The sequence below is a fragment of the Empedobacter falsenii genome (genome assembly GCF_013488205.1).
Lineage (GTDB): Bacteria > Bacteroidota > Bacteroidia > Flavobacteriales > Weeksellaceae > Empedobacter > Empedobacter falsenii_C.
This window is the reverse complement of sequence record NZ_CP040908.1, coordinates 712059-729244: the sequence shown is the minus strand read 5'-3', so window position 1 is coordinate 729244 and position 17186 is coordinate 712059. Positions and strand designations below refer to the sequence as shown.

The following is a 17186-nucleotide window of genomic DNA, read 5'->3' as shown; positions in this document are numbered from 1 at the left end:
AATTTATTCTTTTTCGTGTTCTATATTTAACAAAAACTCAACTAAATCCATATTCAATTGCTCTTTATGAGTAATATTTAAACCATGAGGAGCATCTTCGTAAACAATATAAGTGGCATGCGGGATTAATTTAGAAGCTTGATCGCCAGCAGTTTTTATAGGAACAGTTTGATCCTCTTTTCCATGTATAATTAAAGTCGGAACATCAATCATTTGGCATTCTTTTCTAAAATCGGTATCCATCCAAGACAAAGCAGCTTTCAAAGTCGCAACAGGTGAAGCATGAGACGAAACAGAAAAATCAAAATCTAATTGTTCTTTACTCACTGATTTTTTTAATAATCCGTAATTATAAAAACCTTTATGAAAACCATCTAAAAACTCCAATCGATTAGTTTGAAGTTGATGTACAATTTCATCTAAATTTTTCTGCGGAACACCATTTTCATTATCAGCTGTTTGTTTTACCAAAGGAATGATCGAACTAATTAAAGCTACTTTCGAAATATTTTTGTTTCCATAATTCACAATATAGCGCACTACTTCTCCTCCTCCCATAGAAAAACCAACTAACACAACATTTTTCAATTGCAATTCATCAATCAAAGCATGTAAATCTTCTGCTAAAGCATCATAATCATAACCGTCCCAAGTTGCGCAAGACTTTCCAAAACCTTTACGATCATATGCTATACAACGAAAACCCGCATCTACAATTTTTGGAATTTGATATTCCCAAGATTGCAAACTAAGTGGCCAACCATGTATCAAAACAATAGGTTGCGCCATTTTATTACCATAATCTACATAATGTATGTTATAGTCCTTTCTTTTTAATTTCGCCATAGTAATTATTTTTTGTGATTTATTTTTAATGGTAGTCTTCTATACTTCACTACAAGCATTAAGCCAATAATCACATTTCAAAAGGTTTAACATTTGTAACTGTTGTAAAAAAATAATAATTTTCTAATCAACAATATCCAAAGAAGAGTCAATAATTAAAACAAAAAAGTCTGAGAAAAACTCAGACTTTTCATAATTAAAATACAAAAATTTTAATGATTTCTTATTAATTTATTTCTTCCATAATAACCTATAACAACAGCTGTAAATAACAAAACTATTGTATATGAATTTATAGGTGTTCCATCTACAGGATCATCTCCAGGATCGTGTCCTCCAGGATTTGTATTCGAAGTGTCTTCACTAAAAAAACTAATACTAGAATTTCCATCTTCTGCATGTAGATTTGTAAAGGGAAGCAATAAAAATAAACTTCCACATAAAATGTTTTTTAATTGTTTTTTCATCGTACATTATTTTACAATTATTTTTTTAGAAATTTTAGTTCCATCATAAGATTCAACCCAAATAACATAAATTTTAGTAGACGTTGATAAATCAAAATGCGTCTCAAATGTATTTAAAGAAGATATACTTTTTACTAAGCTACCTTCTAGATTATAAACTTTTACAGTTTTTAATTTTTCAGTTGATTGGATATGAACTATATGATTTTCGGTATAAACATTTAGTTTATTTTTTTCATTCAAATCAGTTGTATGCAATAAACTGTTTGTATAAACTATTTCGAAACGATTCGCAAAATAACCTTTATCACTGATGAAATTATAATCCCCTTTTGATAAATCAGTGATTTTATTCAATTCTTTATCAACTAAGTAAATAGATTGTCCTTGCGAAAAAATTCCATTTGTTTTCGCCAACGAAATCGTGTAATTTTCAGCAGTTAAGATGTTAACAACTAAATCAAATTGGTCTTTTTCATCAAACTCAGCTCCTCTACCTTGAATAGACATTTCTTTTTGATCGATCATCGAATAAATACCAGGATAGACTTGCATGGGTTCTGCATCAAAAACCTTTTCATATTGTTTCGATGAACCCTCTTTATACCCAATAAGAGTCGAATTTAACGTTTCATTATTTTGTTTTAAACTCAACCAAAATTTATCATCTTCTTTCGTTTTATATGAAATCACTTCGTTCCCCGTAACACGCATACCATTATTAAAAATAAATGGTATTGATGTTGGTGTTGGTGAGACTACTTTACTTTCTGCTTGTACAATAAAACCTTGTCCAACACCTATTGTTGTTGAGGTTACTGTAGGGTCACTCCATCCCATTTGGTCATTGTAAATCATCCAATTATCTCCAGAAAATTCTCCATTAACGATTGGTTTTTTATGTGTCCAAACAAAGACATTCGAAATAGTTGACATTCCTGAATTGAATGATATAACTTTCTTCAAGTCAATTGGAGATGGATAAGGATTACCAACTGCATTATTACCAAATTTATTCTTTGTTAACATCATTAAAACAGAACCATTATTCGGAACTCCTGTAAAAGTACCTTCAAATGGTTTTGCAACACCTTCTCCATAATTATTAAAATTATTTGGCGCTCTAAACGCAATGTATTCCCCTTTTTGAAAAATATCAGCTGCATTAATATTTGCGATCCAATCATTGGTAGACTCGTCATAGCGATAAAAACGATTTTGTAATGTTTTAGGGGATAAAGCCAAAATATTTTGTCCCAAAACAGGCGAAGACCAATCCAAGGTTTCTAAGCGATAAATTAGCTCTGATTGACGTTTGAAACTAATATTTCCTATGTTTACAGCATTGTCATTTTGTTGCATTAAATAAGCACCATGATCAAAAACAACCTGATGAGAAGTATTGCTAACGTTTCGATCAACTGTATATGTAACGCCTGAAGGAACAGTTACATCTGCCTCAAATGTGAGTGTTTTAGCAACCAAATCATGTGGATATGATGCTCTAAGTATGGCATCTTTGGTAAGTGTTGGTTCTCCATCACTCCAAACGCCATTTTCCCAAATCGTTGGCAAAGACGGAGTAACTTCTGTCCATGTAAATGCATCTAACCCAACATAATTTGCCGGATTACTTGTAGAAATTTCAAGTTCATTGATTACATAATTTGAATAATCTATTCCATTTATGTTTTTCAAATTAACTTGAATATATCCATTCATCATAAGAGCATTTAAAGGAATATAAACTGCTGTAAAAATAATTGTCCCATTCTCTTTTCCATTAATTATAATTGGTACAGGCGTAATAAAAGGAAATTGCTGTAAATTATAATCAGCTAAAAAAAGATAAAAATTTTGCGAAGTAAAATTAAATCCCTCACTTTTAAGCTTAAAACTTGGATTAACTCCAAATTCTGCTGCACCGTCATTATCAATGTATTTATTATCTATTGTTAAACCATTCCACCCTGTACCAGGATAATTTCCTTGTACACGAAATGTTCCTTGCGGATAACGAGATGTAGGAGAACTTTCTATTTTAAATAGCTTTCCATTACTAGTAAAAGAGTAACTATCATTTGTAGCATGTTCAAAATCTTCTGTATAAGGTAAATTTTGAGCTAAAGAAAAAACGAATCCAAAGAAAAATAGAATCGTAAATTTATAATAAAGTAGATTTTTTTTCATAACAAATTTAATATTATACATTACGTAATTCTTTTACTTTTCCGTGAATTTCTGTTGATTTCGCAAAAGAGGATGCTGGCATAATAAATGCATGTTCGAAACTAATTCTATCCTTTTGCATAGAATATACAACACTACTCTTACTGATCAATTCTCCACCCATTCCGCCTTGCGTTAATATTACTTCTTGTTCCTTTTTATTTTTTAAGATATGCGGATAATTAAATTTCTGTCCTTGCACCGAACTCAAAACAAAATCAATTTCTTTACTTTTCAGAGCTAAATCTTTGCTATTCCATTTACTTTTATCCATTCCCAATTGTGATAAACAAATGACCAAATCACATTGATCTTCTGTTTTTAATTTTTTTGCTATTCGATTGGCTGCATTATAAGGATTATCAACACGAATTGAAGCATTAGAAACACTTTCAGCAACCCCAGTTATTCCAATTTTGAACTCTTTAGTATGCAAAATCACATAAGGGAGAATAACTTCATTCCAATCTTTTTCTTGTGAAGAATAATTACAGTTCACAAATGGAAAATCAAAAGATTTTGCTAAATCTAAAAAGGGTTTAACGCCTAATTTCAAATAATTATTACTTAAAGCAACTGCATGATAACCAACAGAATTAATAGATTGAAAGGTTGATTTATTTAATTGTTCTAATCGAAATAAATTACCTGCGTCCAATAAAATTCCATTTGTTGGTTGATCATTGAGCTCGCTTTTAATTTGACTGTAAATGGAACGATTTGTTGACTGATCCATATTGTTGGTTTGATAAATCGTGAGATGCGAATCATCTGTTAATCCTTGTATATTTTTTGAAACATTAGCCAACCCTTTCAACGAAGGATTCAACATCGAAATCCCCATTAAGGATGCGGTATGTTTCAGAAAAGAACGTCTATTACTTTCCATATTTTTCTTATTTAATTACCATCTTTGAGGAAAAATTCCATATAAACAAATCACATAATTCATCCCAATATAAGGTTGCATATTATTATGAGGAATTGATCCACCTGAAACCTGTGTTCTAAATTTCATGTCTATATTCGCATTTAATTCTACTACAGGTTCTTCTAAATTCACCCCCATTGTTGGAGCAAAAGAACCGTTTACCAAAAAACCAGGCTGAGCAATTGATGAACCTGTAATAGGTGTCGTTTGCGTAGCCGGAGACGAACTAACTTTTAACTTTGGTTGATCCGTCATCACAACTCCATGTATATGAGATGGCATATCTTGTGTCGATAATGTTACATTTTCTTCTCCTCCTGTTTCACCTAATACTCTTGCAGAAAGCCCAGGTCCTTGTCCTACACCTATTCCCACATGATTAATAAAATTTGGCAAAGCAAAAGTGTTAATACCATCTCCTCCGTATGTTGTTCCTAATATTGAAAACAAGGCCGTGTTTTGTCTAATAGCGATTAATTGACCACGGCAAAATGCCCAATTTCTTGGTTCAAAATTGCCAGCAAATAATCTCACCTCTCCTATATAAGCTTCTTCCATAAATTCTAATTTTGCGAAGGAAAATTTCCTTCTATTGCTATAATAAAATTAATCCCCAAATAAGGTTGCATATTGTTATGGGGCTGATTTCCTCCAACTGGTAAAGTTGTTTTCGTTAAATCTTCATTTCTCAAGGATGTTTGATGTAATGTCGTGTTAGGTACTTCTTGATTATACCCTAAAGTTGAAATTCCATTATTTGTTGCAACACCCAAACTTTTTCCTTTTGTTGGTTCGTGTGCAGTAGATAACATATTACTCGCAATTCCATTTGTTACTTGTACCGAATTCTTATCTACGACATGAGTATGAGGAGGTAATTGAGTAGCCATAAGTGTTACTCTTTCTGCCCCTACTTGTTCACCCAAAATAATACTTCTTAATCCCAATCCTTGTCCCATTCCAACTGCCACACGGCTAGCAAGGTTTGGTAAAGCAAAAGTAGAAATACCATCTCCGCCATAAATCGTTCCTATAACAGCGAATAACGCTTCATTTTCACTTATAGACAATAATTGTCCCTGGCAAAGCATCCACCCTAAAGGGGCAAAATTCCCCGCAAACATTCTAATTTCTCCTATCGTTTGGTCCATAAATTAATTTCTTGATGGATAGATTCCAAATAAACAAATCACATAATTCATCCCTAAAGAAGGCATACGGTTTTCATGTCCCTGGTTTCCTCCTTGTGGTTCTAGTGTAACATCTCCTAAATCAACGGAGTTACTATTCAGCCCCACATTTGGTTCTGTCTGTACAAAACCTTGTGTAGGAACTTTCATACGACCTCTTGATTCAACAGGTGCAGCCAAACTAGAGCCTGATGTAATCCTTGCTTGAGTAGCACCCTTCGCACTTACCTTAAAATGATTACCTTTTATTTCTACAAGATGTAGATGCGCAGGCATTTCTGTAGAGGTTAAGGCATGCGTTTCTTCACCTGCCGTTTTCCCTAAAGAAATTTCATTTGAAAACCCTACAGGAATTCGGCCTCTAAAATCCGGTAAGGCAAATGTTGTTACGCCATTTCCTCCATACATCGCTCCCAGTATACTAAATAAAGCTTGATTCTGATTAATAGACAAAATTTGTCCATAGCAGAAAGCCCAATTCCTAGGAGCATACGGACCTGCAAACATCCGAATTTCACCAATTGTTCCTTCGTACATATAAATTAAAGTTTTTGAATTATCCTATTTAATAGGAAGGAGAGAGTAGAATGGCAACCTATATAAATTGCGTTATAAATTTACCAAATTATAGAATGAGCTCAACTTTTAGAGGGGGGACAAATAGGGGGGACAAATTCATAAAATAATATTTTTTCCGAAATAATAAAGAATAAATGATTAAAAATAAACAAATTACATTGTTAAAACCTTATAACAGATAAAAAATACAATCCAACTAAAAACAATAAAGTAGCCATGTCGTATGCCATAAAGTAGCTTTGCCGTAGTCAATCTCTTTCCTCAAAAAATAAAAGCCAATAGGTTTGCACATTATTTTAAAACTAAACAAAAAGTATGAAAAAAAGCGTTTTCCTTTTTACAACTTTATTCTCTGTCCTCTCGTTCGGGCAAGTAGGGATTAATACAGAAAATCCTCAAGGAATTTTTAATGTAGATGGTAAATCTTCTCCCGAAACAACAAATCCAAAAACAGGAATTCCAGATCCTTTACAAGCTTCAGATGACTTTGTAATTACGTCTTCTGGTAGTGTTGGAATTGGAACAATATCTCCAGATCCATCAGCTATTTTGGATGTAAATACAGATGGTGCCTCTAATGGCAACAAAAGAGGTTTTTTAGGTCCTAAAGTTTCGTTAGAAAGCAATACAGACCAAACCACAATAGCCAATCCTGCTATAGGATTGCTAATTTACAACTTAGGAAAAAGAGGATTAACAACAGAAGGTTATCTCTATTGGAACGGAACCGAATGGGTTAAATTTTCTACAAGAAGTAGTATTTCTCCTTCAATTAACAAATTAGATTGTAGTTTAGCTTATATCACACCAAAAAAATTCGAACAAGGAGTTCCTTATATTGGAACTTTAGTAATTCCTTATTCAGGAGGAAATGGAGGATCTTATCCTGCTGGTTCGCCAATACTTTCTACAGGAATAACTGGTCTTACAGCTACATTACAATATGGTGATTTAGAATATGGAGTTGGTCAACTAATATACTCAATAACTGGAACTCCTTCTGGTTCATCTCCAAATACCGCAGAATTTGCAATAGATTTTTTTGGACAATCTTGTTCTGCTACTGTAGGAAAAAATGAACTTTCTCGAGGCGAATCAGAATATTTTAGTGGAACAGGGGTTTTAGCAAGTCTTTCCAATGTTTTATTAAGCAGCAATGGAGATAAAATGCCAACGATTGAAGACACTTTTCAGTTTGATGCTTTCGCAATCTCAAGTTCTAATTCCGCAGGTCCTGTATCCATTGTGCCTAGAGTATACAATATAAGTAATGAAGCTCAAAAATTTTGGTGGATGGGAATGACCTCCCAAGAAGGACGTGGTGATGCGAATGTCATCCTAGCTCCTAATGGTTATCAGAATCTTGATAACGGAATGTATTTAGGATATGGTGTAAATATGGTAAAAGGAGTTTCGACTCCAGGTACTGCGGTTACATACTCAAATAATACCGAAGGATATAATTTTGATTTTATCCTCGAAGGAAATAAATGGTACAAAGTAGAAATGTCTTTTACCATTGATAATATGGACACGACAAATAATGCCGATAATGTTCGAAAATGGTACTGCCGAATTACCAGAATGTTTTAACCAAACAAACCTATTAAGTTACAATACGGGATAAAAAAATCCCGTATCTGTAACAATTCATACCACATGAAATATTGAACTTAAAAAATAACAACCATAATTTGTTTAAATAAAAAAAGATAAATTCATGTATGGGATTTTTTCCGAAATAACAAAAACTAAACAACTTAAAAACAATTAATTAAACTTAAAAAAAAATACACAACAGGTAAAAAATACAATCCCTCTAAAAAAGATTAAGTACCTATGTCGTACAAAGGAAGGTAGCTTTGCTGTAGTTGATTTCTTTTCATAAAAAAGAAAAGAGAATAAGTTTGTAAATCATTTAAAACTAAACAAAAGAAGTATGAAAAAAGGCATTTTATTTTTTATAAATTTACTCTCTATCCTCTCTTTTGGCCAAGTAGGTATTAATACTTCCAATCCGCAAGGCTTATTCAATATTGATGGAAAATTAACAGCAGAAACTACCAATCCTTCAAGTGGAGAGCCAACATCTAAACATTTTGAAGATGATTTTATAGTCACTAAATCTGGAGCGACTGGTATAGGTACAAATCCTAATAAATATGCTATGCTTGATGTTTCATCAATAAATAAAGGTTTACTTGTTCCTAGAATTACTTTAAATTCTAATACAACGGATCTTAATGCAGATGGTGATAATGATATTTCAAACCAACCACAGGGTTTACTAGTTTATAATATAGGTACAGCTTTACCAAAAGGATATTATTTCTGGAACGGAACCGAATGGCGAAGCATTGAGGACACTACTTCTGTTAAAGCAAGTGCATCTGTAAATTGCACCGCTTCTACAATAGATCCTTCGCAAAATATTGATGGAACTTCTCCTAAACCTATACTGTCAGGTAGTATCATCAAAGTTCCATATACGGGAGGAAACGGTGGAAAATTTGTAGGTGTTACCTTAACATCTGTAGGTAATCCTAATATTACGGCTACAATTGCAGATGGAAAGTTAGAGTATGGTTCAGGCTACCTAGTTTTTGCAGTACAAGGAATACCCATTGCTTCTCAGTCGTCGCCAATAGGAATCTCATTTGATTTAACTTCTTTTTTTGAAGCAAATACTGATATAACAGGATGTAAAGATATAACTGTTGGTACGCAAATGAACGCTGATATTAAAATAATTGCAGTGATGGATTACATGAAATTTGTAACAGATCCTGATACAGGTGTAAAAGGCTTTACTGTTAATGCTACAACTCCTGACGGTTTATATACTATAAAAGTTTTTATGAGACACTCTATTCAGAATAATACAGCTACTTCAAAAAATAATACTTATCGTACAGACAGTGGTACTGAGAACAACGTCTTGATTCGTAATAATACTGCTGATTTAAAAACAATTATGTGGAATTACAACACAGAATATGGTGGTTATATAGGAGATGCTGGAGGCTCATTAAAAGTACCTTCAAAAACACCTGGAGGAGGTGTAGGAAATACATGGAGAACATTGTCTACTTCAAATACAGGTGCTTGGGCAGATCAGGGAATCTATAATGCAAGTAATTCTGGTCCTGAACATAGAAGATACACTTGGATTGATACAACTTCTAACACAAAAGTAGCATACACAGCTATTGTTATGGCAGGTATGGATCCTACTACTGTGCAAACTGATGTAGAAAAATTAAAAGTATATATAAAAATAGAGCAAGTAACAGGTTTGTAAAACAATCTTTTTATTAATCTCTTATAGATAATAAACTACCTACAACAATTTTTTTAATTAAAATCTCTTTCATTTATCTAAAAATTGAAAGAGATTTTTAACTATCAAAAGCAATAATTTGTCGTATAAAATAAGACTTCATATTTAGAGTTTACTTTTCTATTTCTCTTTATTAAAATTCTATTTTATATTAAATAAATGAAAAATGAATTTCAAAAACATCCATATCGGATCTATTATTCTTCAACGAGTAAATGAATGTAACATTGAAAACACACGTATTTGTAATTTTTTAAAATGCAATGAAATAGATCTTCAAAAAATGTATTCTTCTGAAAGTTTAGACTCAAAAATTTTATTGAGATGGAGCAAATTATTAGAATATGATTTTTTTAGAATTTACTCTCAACATCTCATTTTATTCTCTCCTCCAAATCCTCCAAATCAAACAGATAAAAGAAACTCTTTGCCTCAATTCAGAAAAAACCTTTATACAAAAGAGCTAATTGATTTTATTGTAGATAAAATTAAAACGGATAAAATGACGACAAAACAAGTCATTGAGAATTATAGAATACCTAAAACAACTTTACACAAATGGCTAGAAAAGAACAAATAATAAAACCAAATTATAAAAAAATTTACAATGATATTCTAGATGAAATGTTTCCTGAAAAGAAACAGGAGTTCTCCTATTTTTTTAATAAAAAGCAGGTATCATCTTTAGATATTATTGATATAAATAATAAAATATTTGGCTACAAATCTGAAATTGACCGAAAACATTATGCTTATTTAAAATCAGATATCATTGAGATTCTAAATTATCAGAAAAAACATTGTTTAAATGATGCTCAATTAGCAAAACATTTTAATATCAGTAGAAACTCTGTAGCAAAGTGGAAAAAAATATTTTTATAACCATATTATATCAAAAACAATATTTACACATACACAATATTGATTTAAAACACTTTATCTATTTTATTTATAATGAGACTTAATTAGAAATTACGTTTATTTTAAAGCTTTTCTAACATGTTTCTTAAAATTTTAAAAATAAGATTGGTAGAAGTTACTTCTTCATTGAAAAAGTTTACTTATCTCGTATTTTTATAACTATATCGTTAATTTACAATACTTTGCTAAACTTCTCGAATAATTATATTTGCGGAATGATGATAAAGAAAAGTTGGAATTTTATTTTAAATCGACATATCCCCTCCCAAATAGACGAACTAGAACTTATATATGCACAAAGAATGAATTTATTTTCTTTTGCTTTAGGTATCGTGTTTTATGTAAATGGAATTCGCGATTTATTTTTTGGTCATACCATTTATTTTAGTGCCTTAATAGGTATTGGAACAATTTATATGATTGTGTTATTTGGTTTAAACCTATAGCTTGGCTATTTAACCTCATCTTCTTACTTTTTGTTATTTTCTTTTTCTCCACCACAAAGGGATTTGGAAACGGCTTGTCAATGTATTATTTTGTAATTCTGATTGCTTCGTTATTTATTTTCAATGAAAAGGATACGGTTAAATTAAATATCATCATTTATACTATTGCGTTGATATTATTTATAATAAGTCATTATTATGATTTTAGGATTTTTACAATCGAAGATTCCGAACATAAAACATATACACGAAATCAAAGAATTTTTACATTTATTGAAACGTTCATAGGAATTATTTGCTTCGGATATTTTATTCTATCAAAACATTTTAGAGTAGCTCGTTTATACAAACAAACTATGCGAAGCGAAAAAATGATTATCGAACTAAGGCGAAAACTTAGAACTGATACTCAAATTTATGCGATAGAAGAAGTCGTAAAACTCGCTGTAAAAGACGATATAGCTTATATTCCTAAATTTAAGTTAGTTTTTCCGAATTTCTATGCCAATCTTTTGTCCATTAATCCTGAAATGACGCCAGACGAATTCAAATTTTGTTCTTTACTCAAATTAGGTTTTACAACCAAAGATATTGCAGAATACAACAATCTTGCAATAAGAACTGTGCAAACAAGAAAAAGTAGATTAAGAAAAACCTTTGACATCTCTTCCGAAGTTGATTTGTACAAATGGATTGACGAAGTGTGAATAACTTTTTCTATTCCTTTTTTTTTAAAATGACAAGTTTTGGCGTTATCAAAAAATATCTTAGCCATCCAATCAAATTATTAGGTATGAAAAAAGATTTTTTTTTGACACGTTATGCTCTTATCATTAAAAGATTAGAAAGGTCAGCAGCTACATACGAAGGAATAGAAGATTATCTATTGAATTCATTTGAATTTCAAGATGCTGAGGTTTATACTTATTCTAAACGAACTCTTCAAAGGGATTTGAGAGCAATTCAAAACTTATTTAATATCGAAATTATAAATGATCGGTCTAATTTATTTAAGTATACAATTGTCTCTCGTCCTATCATGGAAGTCGATGAGTACAATCAACGTTTACTAGAATCTTATCAAATTATTAATACACTTAATACTTATCCCGATTTTGAAGACTATGTTTTTCTAGAATCTAGAAAACATCGTGGAATAAATTCTTTTTATGAATTGCTACATGCAATAAGAAATAGAAAAGTAATCCAGTTCTCTTATCACAATTATTTAAAAAATACATTTACGGAACGGAAGGTACATCCATTAATTTTAAAAGAATCGAAAGATCGTTGGTATTTAGTTGCTCTTGATAAAAAGGACGAACAAGTAAAATGTTTTGGTTTAGATCGGATATCTAATTTATCTCTATTCGATGCTACGTTTAAAAAATATGAAATGGATTTTAAAACTTATTTCAAATATGCTTTTGGAATTATATGTTTTCAAGACCAAAAACCGTATCGAATTGTTTTGGAATGTAGCCAAAATCAGAAAGAATATATCAAAAGTTTTCCATTGCATGACTCTCAAATTATAGTAGAAGAAACTACACAAAAATGTGTGTTTGAAATGTTACTTTATCCATCGTATGATTTTATGCAAGAAATTTTGTCCTATGGAAAAGAAGTAAAAGTACTGGAGCCTCCTATTTTAATTAACCAAATAAAAGAACAATTAATTGCTTCTTGTCAAAATTATCAAATTCTTTAAAATAACAACTCTATATATTTTCTATCGATGAAATCAAACAGTTTTTGTACTGCAGATTTCATCGATTTCTTTTTTACCAAAAAATTCATTTCACCTACGACAAGTTTTGGCATAATCTACTTTTAGTTTTGTTTAAAACGACAAAAAAAAGTAAATTTTATGAAAAATGATTATTTAAAAGACCTCGATGATTGGGATAATGAATCGCAACAGATTTTATTATCTCTAGCTAAAAATAACGAATTTATTTCTTTTGAAGAAATGGAAAAAGGAGTTTTAGGAAAAGGAAAAAATATTTTTGATGGAATTAAAACAAACAAAACTTTCCAAGATATTTCAAATGAAATTGCGATAGAAAGTCCATTTGGAAAGCAAAGTATTTTTTATAACTATTTTGTAACAATTAGTAATCCAAAAGACAAAGTAATAAAAGATGAAAAGAAATTCTATACCAATTTTATAGCATGCAAATCTGGTAGTGAAGTTTTTGAACGCTATAATGATGATCAAAATATAGCTGATAATGAAATGAACATTTATTGTGAAGAGGAAGTACTGGAAAGTCAAACTTCTTTGGAACAGCATGTCGTGTAAGAATTGGAAAAGGTTTTAGAGGAATTTTAGAAAGAAATAATTTTAATGTTTTTATAACCAATTTCAATACGACAACAACTTCTTTAAATGATTTTGTATCAAAAATAGCAGCTTCTCATAAAATTTCTTCTTCTTTATTAGAAATAGCGATTAGGATTGAGTTTTTAGAAAAGAATGAGCTTAATCAAGCTTATCAACAAGTAGCTAAATTAAATAATTCTGTAGCAGATTTTTTACAATCAGGAGTAGAAATATTGGATACTTATAAACTGACAGATGTAAGCTATGATTACGAAAAATATTTTCTGAGTCTTAGAAATACAACGAGTCAAAATTATCCTTACAAACCATTATTACCTATCAAAGCTTTTATGACAGAGCAAGATAGAATGTACTCTAAAGATGCAAAAAATTTTGTAACAACAGGTTTAAAAAGTTTAACTAGTTTTTTAGGTACTTTCGAAGAACTAATCACTGGAGTTGGCTATTATTTATTGAAAAAGACAAAAGAGTTTTCGCAAGATGTTGCAGAAGCAATTGTATTTTTTGCAAAAGAACAATTAGAAAAAATAATTCCGGAATCTATAAAAACAATTTTTAAACGATTAAAAAATTGTTTAGTAAAAATAGTTAACGCGATAGATAATGCAGGACAATTAGTTAAAAACAAATTGGGACATGATTTGGCTATGGCAAATGCCTTTTTATGCGGATTAGCAAATGGATTAATTTCTTTGGTACAAACAATATTAATGCTTTTAGCTTTTGTTGTGGATAAGATACCTTTATTGGAGGTAGAAAAAATGACTCCTTCGGAATTAGTTAAACACCAAGAAAAGTTAGAATTTGTAGAAGATACTATTGATTTGTTAGAAGAAAAAGTACCTCATTTAGTAGATGCTATCAAATTATTGATTACAGATAATAAGATATGGAGAGAGTTAACAAGTTTCTGTAAATTATTGAAAAATAAAATTGCTAACCTCAACCAATATTTTTGGATGTTTTTTATTGGAGCCGTCACTTTTGAAATTTTACTAGAAGTTATTATTGTAATTTTTACGGCAGGTAGTGGTAATGTAGTTAGTTTATCATCAAAAATAAGTAGAATTTCTACTAAAGCAGAACAACTTGCCACAAAAACTGCTAACTTCGTTGGTAAACTTACTTCTCAAGTCAAAAATTCTCTCAACCAATTGATCAAATGGCTAAAAAAAGAGTTTGAAGATTTAATAGAAGCTGTAAAAAGTGGAAAATTTGTAGACTATGTAAAAGAAAAATTTTATAGATTAATAGATGATCAAGATGGTTTAAGAAAAATATATCTAAATAAATGGTTACATAAATTTGATGAAAACTTTGTAAATCATTTGAGTGGAGATGTTGAATTTATTAGTCAAAAAGTTTTCAATAAAAAATGGTTGAAATATGAGGAATGGATATATTTAGGAACGAAAGGACAAGGAGGCCATTTTATGAATAAATTTGTAAGGATAGATGAAATTATATATCCAAAGAATACTTATTCTATGTTACAAATAGCCGAAGATATTCCTTTTAAAGCTAAAATATCTGTAAAATCACTAAATGGTAAATCATTTCCTAAACTTGCAGAATCTTCGATGTTTCCTAAAAATTGGGATGTTAAGAGAATACAACAAGAAATAGCCTATGTATACGAAAATACGGTGGAGAAAGGAATAGGATTAAATCCAGATTCATTGAGCAAGAAATTTAAGCAGTATAAATTTAAAGATTCTTCTGGTAAGTTTGATATTTTAATAGAGATCGATGAAGCTGAAAATATTATGAATGCATATCCAAAATTATAATAATAAAAAAAAGTTAAAATGAAATATAATTTTAAAAAACATGATTGGGACGGAACAATGGTTTTTGGAATAGAGTCAGAACAGAGTACAATTAATAATATTGGTAGTTGGGATTGGACTTCAGAAAAAGTTCAAAAAATTATAAATGGAATAGAAGACAGTAAAACCAAACCCAAAGGAGAAGAATATACATGGGGCAATGAAGATGTCAACCTCTATTCGAATAAAAATGGCGTTTTGTTAATAGATGTTCTAGCTCAAAGAGGTAAACAATATGATCCAGATATTATAACATTAAAATTAACGCACGAAGAAATTTTAACATTTCTAAATGATTTTAAAAAATTTGTAGAAGAAAACAGTTAATTTTAAAAACCGCTCAATGAGCGGTTTTTCTTTTTAATAAAAATCCATTTCCACTACGTCAACTTTTGACACAAGCGGCTGTTACTTTTGTCTAAAATCACAATAAAATGGATAAAGTAACACAACAACGCATTGCAACTTTACATCCTTTGGTTAGAGAAGAAGTGGCACAAATTATCAACGAAATAGATAAACGATTAACAGGACGAGCTAAAGTGCGTATTACACAAGCTTTACGAACATTCGAAGAACAAAATAATCTTTATGCGCAAGGTCGTACAAAAAAAGGATTAAAAGTAACGAATGCTAAAGGTGGACAAAGTATTCACAATTATGGATTGGCAGTTGATATCTGTTTAATTATCGATGGAAAAACGGCAAGTTGGGATATGAAAACCGATTGGGACGATGACGGTTTAGCCGATTGGATGGAATGTGTTTCAATCTTCAAAAAATATGGATGGATTTGGGGTGGAGATTGGAAAAATTTCAAAGACGGAAGTCATTTCGAAAAAGAGTTTTTACAGACTTCTAAGGGAAAACAAAAAGTAAATAATTGGAGAGACCTCATCAAAATGAAACAGGACAAATTGGGCTACATTATTTTCTAAACAATTCAAAAAAAACACAAAAAAATGAAAAAGAAAATTACTATTCTCTCCATTGACGGAGGAGGAATACGAGGAATTATACCTTGCATCATCCTCCGTTATATCGAAGAGCAAATACAATTATTAGATAACCCATATGCCAAAATAGGTGATTATTTTGATTTGATTGCAGGAAGTAGTACTGGAGGTTTATTAGCTTCTATTCTGCTTTATCCAAATGATCAAAGAACAGCAAATTATTCGATTAAAACAGCATTTGATTTATACACAGAAAAAGGAAATGATATTTTCAATGTTTCATTTTGGCAACGATTAATCAATCCGTTTGGATTATTTAGTGAAAAAATTTCTGAAGAACAATTGGAAAAACATTTAGCTGATTTCTTTGGTAACCTTGAATTGAAAAGTTTAATAAAACCATCGTTAATTACTGCTTATGATTTAGAAAATAGGAAAGCTAAATTATTTAATTCGTTTAATGCGCATGTAGATTCAAACAATTTTCAGGTAAAAGATATTTGTCGTGCAACATCTGCTGCCCCAACTTATTTTTCTCCAGCTCAAATCAAATCAAAGTATGGCCAATTGTTTACGTTGATTGATGGAGGAGTTTTTGCAAATAATCCTGCTTTGTGTGCATATGCAGAAGCTCGAAAAATTCCTTTTGGAGATTTGTTTCAAGACCTAGAAAAACCAAATTATCCTTCAATCAAAAATATGGTAATCGTTTCTATTGGTACTGGAACTGTTTTGAAAAAATATGCGTACAATAAATTTGAGAATGCAGGAAAGCTAAAATGGATAGAACCACTTATAGATATTTTACTATCTGCAAATGCAGAAACCGTCGATTATCAATTGTCTCAAATGATAAATACGTTAGGCAAGCGAAATCGTCAGAATTATTATCGAATCAATCCATCAATTAAGAATGCATCTTCTGAGATGGATGATGTCCGAAAAGAAAACATTGAAGCATTGATTCAAGCAGGATTAAGCTATGTTGATGAGAATAAAGAAGTATTGCATCAATTGGCACAAAAGTTAATTAAGAATAAAGTTTCAAATCAAAATTCCATTACGACAACTTTTGGCACAATCGCCGTATAGCTTTGTATTGTAA

Annotated in this window: 19 protein-coding genes; 12 read left to right on the top strand and 7 right to left on the bottom strand. The window is 30.7% G+C overall.

Annotation, left to right across the window (positions count from 1 at the left end; translation table 11 throughout):
- Positions 1-3: 3 nt before the first annotated feature.
- The 7 genes from FH779_RS03500 to FH779_RS03470 all read right to left on the bottom strand — a co-directional run bounded on the left by FH779_RS03500 (position 4) and on the right by FH779_RS03470 (position 6170).
- On the bottom strand, positions 4-846 hold the full coding sequence (locus FH779_RS03500; protein WP_180906072.1) for an alpha/beta fold hydrolase: 843 nt from the start codon (positions 844-846) through the stop codon (positions 4-6).
- Positions 847-1058: 212 nt separating this feature from the next.
- A complete protein-coding gene (locus FH779_RS03495; protein ID WP_180906071.1) occupies positions 1059-1313 on the bottom strand; it encodes a hypothetical protein in 255 nt (84 codons plus the stop codon).
- Between the two features lie 6 nt (positions 1314-1319).
- Positions 1320-3503, bottom strand: a complete 2184-nt coding sequence (locus FH779_RS03490; protein WP_180906070.1) for a hypothetical protein — start codon at positions 3501-3503, stop codon at positions 1320-1322.
- 13 nt (positions 3504-3516) lie between these two features.
- Positions 3517-4431 carry a bifunctional UDP-sugar hydrolase/5'-nucleotidase gene (locus tag FH779_RS03485; protein ID WP_180906069.1) on the bottom strand — a complete coding sequence of 305 codons (915 nt, stop codon included), beginning with the start codon at positions 4429-4431 and terminating at the stop codon, positions 3517-3519.
- A gap of 15 nt (positions 4432-4446) precedes the next feature.
- Complete coding sequence (locus FH779_RS03480; RefSeq protein ID WP_180906068.1) at positions 4447-5031, bottom strand: phage tail protein; 585 nt, start codon at positions 5029-5031, stop codon at positions 4447-4449.
- A 5-nt stretch (positions 5032-5036) separates the two neighbouring features.
- Positions 5037-5624, bottom strand: coding sequence for a phage tail protein (locus FH779_RS03475; RefSeq protein WP_180906067.1), 588 nt, complete (start codon positions 5622-5624; stop codon positions 5037-5039).
- A 3-nt stretch (positions 5625-5627) separates the two neighbouring features.
- Positions 5628-6170: a phage tail protein gene (locus FH779_RS03470; protein WP_244958014.1), complete on the bottom strand. Its 543-nt coding sequence runs from the start codon at positions 6168-6170 to the stop codon at positions 5628-5630.
- Between the two features lie 387 nt (positions 6171-6557).
- Between FH779_RS03470 and FH779_RS03465 the strand changes: the two genes are divergently transcribed.
- The 12 genes from FH779_RS03465 to FH779_RS03410 all read left to right on the top strand — a co-directional run bounded on the left by FH779_RS03465 (position 6558) and on the right by FH779_RS03410 (position 17173).
- Positions 6558-7835 carry a hypothetical protein gene (locus FH779_RS03465; protein WP_180906065.1) on the top strand — a complete coding sequence of 426 codons (1278 nt, stop codon included), beginning with the start codon at positions 6558-6560 and terminating at the stop codon, positions 7833-7835.
- A gap of 346 nt (positions 7836-8181) precedes the next feature.
- Complete coding sequence (locus FH779_RS03460) at positions 8182-9543, top strand: hypothetical protein (protein ID WP_180906064.1); 1362 nt, start codon at positions 8182-8184, stop codon at positions 9541-9543.
- Positions 9544-9748: 205 nt separating this feature from the next.
- Positions 9749-10162 (top strand): transposase, encoded by a 414-nt coding sequence (locus FH779_RS03455; RefSeq protein WP_180906063.1) that lies wholly within the window; start codon positions 9749-9751, stop codon positions 10160-10162.
- Positions 10141-10464, top strand: coding sequence for a helix-turn-helix domain-containing protein (locus tag FH779_RS03450; protein WP_180906062.1), 324 nt, complete (start codon positions 10141-10143; stop codon positions 10462-10464). Before FH779_RS03455 ends, FH779_RS03450 begins: the two co-directional genes overlap by 22 nt.
- Positions 10465-10805: 341 nt before the next feature.
- A complete protein-coding gene (locus FH779_RS03445; protein WP_180906061.1) occupies positions 10806-10949 on the top strand; it encodes a hypothetical protein in 144 nt (47 codons plus the stop codon).
- Between the two features lie 80 nt (positions 10950-11029).
- Positions 11030-11656, top strand: a complete 627-nt coding sequence (locus FH779_RS03440; protein ID WP_180906060.1) for a helix-turn-helix transcriptional regulator — start codon at positions 11030-11032, stop codon at positions 11654-11656.
- A gap of 86 nt (positions 11657-11742) precedes the next feature.
- A complete protein-coding gene (locus tag FH779_RS03435) occupies positions 11743-12660 on the top strand; it encodes a helix-turn-helix transcriptional regulator (RefSeq protein WP_180906059.1) in 918 nt (305 codons plus the stop codon).
- 159 nt (positions 12661-12819) lie between these two features.
- The gene (locus FH779_RS03430) at positions 12820-13254 is read left to right on the top strand and encodes a hypothetical protein (RefSeq protein WP_180906058.1); all 435 of its coding nucleotides are present in this window, start codon (positions 12820-12822) and stop codon (positions 13252-13254) included.
- A 254-nt stretch (positions 13255-13508) separates the two neighbouring features.
- The gene (locus FH779_RS03425; RefSeq protein WP_180906057.1) at positions 13509-15086 is read left to right on the top strand and encodes an EndoU domain-containing protein; all 1578 of its coding nucleotides are present in this window, start codon (positions 13509-13511) and stop codon (positions 15084-15086) included.
- Positions 15087-15104: 18 nt separating this feature from the next.
- The gene (locus FH779_RS03420; RefSeq protein ID WP_180906056.1) at positions 15105-15452 is read left to right on the top strand and encodes a hypothetical protein; all 348 of its coding nucleotides are present in this window, start codon (positions 15105-15107) and stop codon (positions 15450-15452) included.
- Positions 15453-15559: 107 nt separating this feature from the next.
- Positions 15560-16063, top strand: a complete 504-nt coding sequence (locus tag FH779_RS03415; RefSeq protein WP_180906055.1) for a M15 family metallopeptidase — start codon at positions 15560-15562, stop codon at positions 16061-16063.
- Positions 16064-16087: 24 nt separating this feature from the next.
- Complete coding sequence (locus FH779_RS03410) at positions 16088-17173, top strand: patatin-like phospholipase family protein (RefSeq protein ID WP_180906054.1); 1086 nt, start codon at positions 16088-16090, stop codon at positions 17171-17173.
- The last annotated feature ends 13 nt before the right edge of the window (positions 17174-17186 follow it).